A 4363-nucleotide genomic window follows, 5' to 3' on the forward strand; every position below is an offset into this window, starting at 1 on the left:
CCGGTCCCGCGGGTGCGGGACCGGGGCCCGGTCGGGACGGGATCAGTGCGAGTGACCGGCGTGTGAGTGCCCGCCGGGCGCCTCCTGCTCGGGCTTCTCGACGATCGCCGTCTCGGTGGTCAGCACCATCCGCGCGACGGAACAGGCGTTGACGACGGCCGAGTGGGTGACCTTCACCGGGTCGATGATGCCCGCCGAGACGAGGTCACCGTACTCGCCGGTGGCGGCGTTGAAGCCGTCCCTCGGACCGAGGTCGGCGACCTTGCTCACCACGACGGAGCCGTCCTCGCCCGCGTTGGCGGCGATCCAGAACAGTGGCGCCGCCAGCGCCTTGCGGACGACGTTCACCCCCACCGCCTCGTCGGCGTCGGTGGTGTCCTCGGCGAGCCGGGCGAGCGACGCCGCGGCCTGGACGAGCACGGAACCGCCACCGGCGATCACGCCCTCCTCGACGGCGGCCTTGGCCGAGTTGACCGCGTCCTCGACGCGGAGCTTGCGCTCGGTGAGCTCCGTCTCGGTGGCGGCGCCGACGCGGATGACCGCGACGCCCCCGGAGAGCTTGGCGATGCGCTCCTCGAGCTTCTCGCGGTCCCAGTCGGAGTCGGTGTTCTCGGCCTCGCGGCGCAGCTGCGCCACCCGGGCGTCGACGTCGGCCTGGTCACCGTCACCGTCGACGATGATCGTCTCGTCCTTGGAGACGGTCACGCGGCGGGCGTGTCCGAGCACCTCGAGGCCACAGTCGGAGAGCTTCATGCCCAGGTCCGGGCTGACGACCTGACCCTTGAGGACGATAGCGAGATCGTCCTGGAAGGCCTTGCGGCGGTCGCCGAAGAACGGGGCCTTGATCGCGACGACCTTGATGGTCTTGCGGATCGAGTTGACGACCAGCGTCGACAACGCCTCGCCGTCGACGTCCTCGGCCACGACGAGCAGCGGCTTGCCGGTCTCGGCGACCTTCTCGAGCAGCGGGAGCAGGTCGGGGAGGGAGCTGATCTTCTCGCGGTGCAGCAGGACCAGGACATCCTCGTAGATGGCCTTCTGCTCGTCGGGGTCGGTGACGAAGTAGGGGCTGAGGTAGCCCTTGTCGAAGGCGATGCCCTCGGTCACGGCGACCTCGGTGTGCAGGCCCTGGGATTCCTCGACGGACACGACGCCGTTGACACCCACGGCGTCCATGGCCTCGGCGACCATCCGGCCCACCTCGGGGTCACGGGAGGAGACCGTGGCGACCTGCGCCACCCCCTCGGACCCCGACACCGGGGTGGCGGCGGACTTGAGGAACTCGACGACGGCGGCCGAGGCCTTCTCGATGCCCTTGCCCATGGCCATCGGGTTGGATCCGGCGGCCACGTTGCGCAGCCCCTCACGGATGAGCGCCTGCGCGAGCACCGTCGCGGTGGTCGTGCCGTCACCGGCCACGTCGTTGGTCTTGGTGGCGACGCTCTTGACCAGCTGGGCACCGAGATTCGCGAACGGCTCGGAGAGTTCGATCTCGCGGGCGATGGAGACACCGTCGTTCGTGACGGTGGGGCCACCGAAGGCCTTGGCCAACACGACGTGCCGACCCTTCGGGCCGAGCGTGACCTTGACGGTGTCGGCGAGTTGGTCGACACCGGCGAGCATGCCCTTACGGGCCTCCTCGTCGAACGCTATCAACTTGGACATTGATGGGACTCCTGGAAGGAAGAGGGTGTTCGGGACGGACGGGTCGTACTGCGTAACGGACCGGTGCGACACCGGTGAGACACCACCGCCCCGGCGGGCCGGACACTGGCCGGCGCCACCGGGGCGGGGTTGTACCGACTCACGTCAGTCGATGACCGCGAGAACGTCGCGCGAGGAGAGGATCAGGTACTCCTTGCCCTCGTACTTGATCTCGGTTCCGCCGTACTTGGAGTAGATGACCTTGTCCCCCTCCTTGATGTCCATGGGGATGCGGTCGCCGTCCTCGTCGAAGCGGCCCTTGCCGACCGCGACGACGGTGCCCTCCTGGGGCTTCTCCTTGGCGGTGTCCGGGATGACGAGGCCGGACGCCGTGGTGGTCTCGGCAGCGGTGGCCTCGACGAGAATCTTGTCCTCAAGCGGCTTGATCGCCACGATGGATCCTCCGTGTGTAGATGGCTGGTGTGTTCAGGGGGGCGGGGCACCGGGGTGGCGTCGTCGCGGGTGACGCGACCGGGTCCATGCCTATTGGCACTCTATATGCGCGAGTGCCAGCACTCAAGTGTCCCGGGTGCCCGATCCGGCCCCGTTCGCGGACGGCGAACACCACCCGGCCCCCACACACCCGCTCGAGCACGCCGCCGGGCGCGCGGGCCCCGCGTACGATCAGCGGGAAGTCCCGCCGCCCCCGGGAGGAGTCGTCGCCATGTCCCGTACCCCCTCCGGTGACGCGGACGCGTCCGGCCGGCGGGATCCGGAGGACCCCGGCGACGAGTCGCACGCCGGTCCCCCCGACGTCAACGGGACGGCGCTCGCCGCGGTCGTGTTGGCGGTGGGCAACGTCGTGTTCGGGTCCTTCCTCGGACTGTTCCTGCCCGCGGTCCCCGCGATCTTCGCGCTCGCGTCGGTCCTGCTCGGCCATCTCGCCCTGGCCAGGATCAACCGGACCGGACAGGCCGGGCGCGGTCTCGCCCTCACCGCCCTCGCGGTGGGGTACCTGTGGTTGGTCCTGATCACCCTGCTGGTCTGCGGGATGCTGCTGTTCACCGGGTACGGCTTCGCACTGCTCGGGTTCTGAGGCACCCGCCTCACCACCCTCCTCACACCACCCGCCTCACACCAGCTGGGTCACCCCGACCGTGAGCCCCGGATCCGCCGCCACGGTGAGGGCACTGGGTTCGGCACCCGCCGCGAGGAGCGCGGACGCCACCGCCACGACCATCGCCCCGTTGTCCGTGCACAGCCGCGGCCGGGGGACGCGGAGGCGGATCCCGGCCTCGGCGCACCGCTGCGCCGCCAGCTCCCGCAGCCGGGAGTTCGCGGCGACGCCGCCGCCGACGAGCAGGGTCGACACCCCGAGATCTGTGCAGGCCCGCACGGCCTTCATGGTGAGCACGTCCGCCACGGCCTCCTGGAACGACGCGGCCACGTCGGCGACCTCGAGGTGCACCCCGTCGCGCTCGGCGGCCTCGATCCGGCGCGCGACGGAGGTCTTGAGCCCGGAGAAGGAGAAGTCGTGTCGGGCGTCCCGGGGCCCGGTCATCCCGCGGGGAAAGGGTATGGCCGCCGGGTCACCGGACGCCGCGAGTCGATCGATCACCGGACCGCCCGGGTAACCCAGTCCCAGGAGCCTCGCGGCCTTGTCGTAGGCCTCCCCCGCCGCGTCGTCGACCGTCGAGCCGAGCTCCACCACCGGATCAGTGAGAGAGCGCACGTGCAGGAGCTGGGTGTGTCCGCCGGAGACCAGCAGCGCCACGCATTCGTCGAGCGGTCCGCCGTCGAACCCGGCCACGGCGACATGTCCCACCAGGTGGTTGACCGCGTAGAACGGTGTGCCCCACGCGGCGGCGTAGGCCTTGGCCGCCGAGGAGCCCACCAGCAGTGCACCGGACAACCCGGGCCCGATGGTCGCGGCCACGGCGTCGGGCCGGTCCACACCCGCCTCGGCGAGCGCCGCACGCACGGTCGGGACGAGCGCCTCGAGATGCGCGCGGGAGGCGATCTCGGGCACCACGCCGCCGAAGCGCGCGTGCTCGGACATCGACGAGGCCACCACGTCGGCGAGCAGCTCCGCGCGCCCGTCATCGTGCACCCGGGCGATCGCCACGCCCGTCTCGTCGCACGAACTCTCGATCCCCAGAACGGTCCTCATGAACTGTCTCCTCCTCCCGCGTCGGGTCCGTGGTGCGCCGGACGCACCATCAGGTGCGCGTCGGCCATGCTCGGACGGTAGTACCGGGGCCGTAGCCCCACCACCTCGAAACCGTGGGCCTCGTAGAGCGCGCGGGCCGGGACGTTGTCGGTCCGCACGTCCAGGACCACCGGGGCCGCCTCCGCGTCCGCCACCGCGAGCAGGCGACGCAGCATCGTGCGCCCGATCCCCCGACCCCGGAAGGCCGGATCGACGCCGATGGTGTGGACCTCGAACTCACGGTCCCCCGCCCGCCCGAGTGCCGCCAGCACGGCGTACCCGACCAGCGTGCCCTCCGACCGGGCGGCCAGACAGGTGGTGTGCCCGGAGCCGATCTCGGACAGGAACGATGCGGCAGACCACGGTCCGTCACCGCGGAAGAGCACTCGTTCGAGTTCCGCGCACCGCATCGCGTCGCCCGCGACCAGCGGATCGTAGACGACCCCGTCCACGGCGCCGCCGCCCGGCACCGGACCGCTCACCGCGGTGGCCCTCCGGCCTCGACGCCCC

The 4363-nt window shown here is 71.2% G+C and carries 5 protein-coding genes; 1 reads left to right on the forward strand and 4 read right to left on the reverse strand.

The genetic code is table 11. The annotated features are described in order from the left end of the window. Positions 1–42: 42 nt before the first annotated feature. Positions 43–1665, reverse strand: coding sequence for a chaperonin GroEL (gene groL, locus G6020_RS07120; RefSeq protein WP_179524689.1), 1623 nt, complete (start codon positions 1663–1665; stop codon positions 43–45). A gap of 144 nt (positions 1666–1809) precedes the next feature. Further along, complete coding sequence (gene groES, locus G6020_RS07125) at positions 1810–2097, reverse strand: co-chaperone GroES (protein ID WP_017837219.1); 288 nt, start codon at positions 2095–2097, stop codon at positions 1810–1812. Between the two features lie 271 nt (positions 2098–2368). Between groES and G6020_RS07130 the strand changes: the two genes are divergently transcribed. Continuing rightward, positions 2369–2740, forward strand: coding sequence for a DUF4190 domain-containing protein (locus G6020_RS07130; protein ID WP_182610142.1), 372 nt, complete (start codon positions 2369–2371; stop codon positions 2738–2740). A 36-nt stretch (positions 2741–2776) separates the two neighbouring features. Here G6020_RS07130 and tsaD read toward each other — a convergent pair whose 3' ends face one another. After that, a complete protein-coding gene (gene tsaD / locus G6020_RS07135; protein WP_182610143.1) occupies positions 2777–3814 on the reverse strand; it encodes a tRNA (adenosine(37)-N6)-threonylcarbamoyltransferase complex transferase subunit TsaD in 1038 nt (345 codons plus the stop codon). Beyond that, positions 3811–4263: a ribosomal protein S18-alanine N-acetyltransferase gene (rimI, locus tag G6020_RS07140; protein WP_182610144.1), complete on the reverse strand. Its 453-nt coding sequence runs from the start codon at positions 4261–4263 to the stop codon at positions 3811–3813. The genes tsaD and rimI overlap by 4 nt, the downstream gene beginning before the upstream one ends. Positions 4264–4363: the final 100 nt, after the last annotated feature.

Origin of the sequence: Dietzia sp. B19 (assembly GCF_014145155.1) — a bacterium.
Taxonomy (GTDB): Bacteria; Actinomycetota; Actinomycetes; order Mycobacteriales; family Mycobacteriaceae; genus Dietzia; species Dietzia natronolimnaea.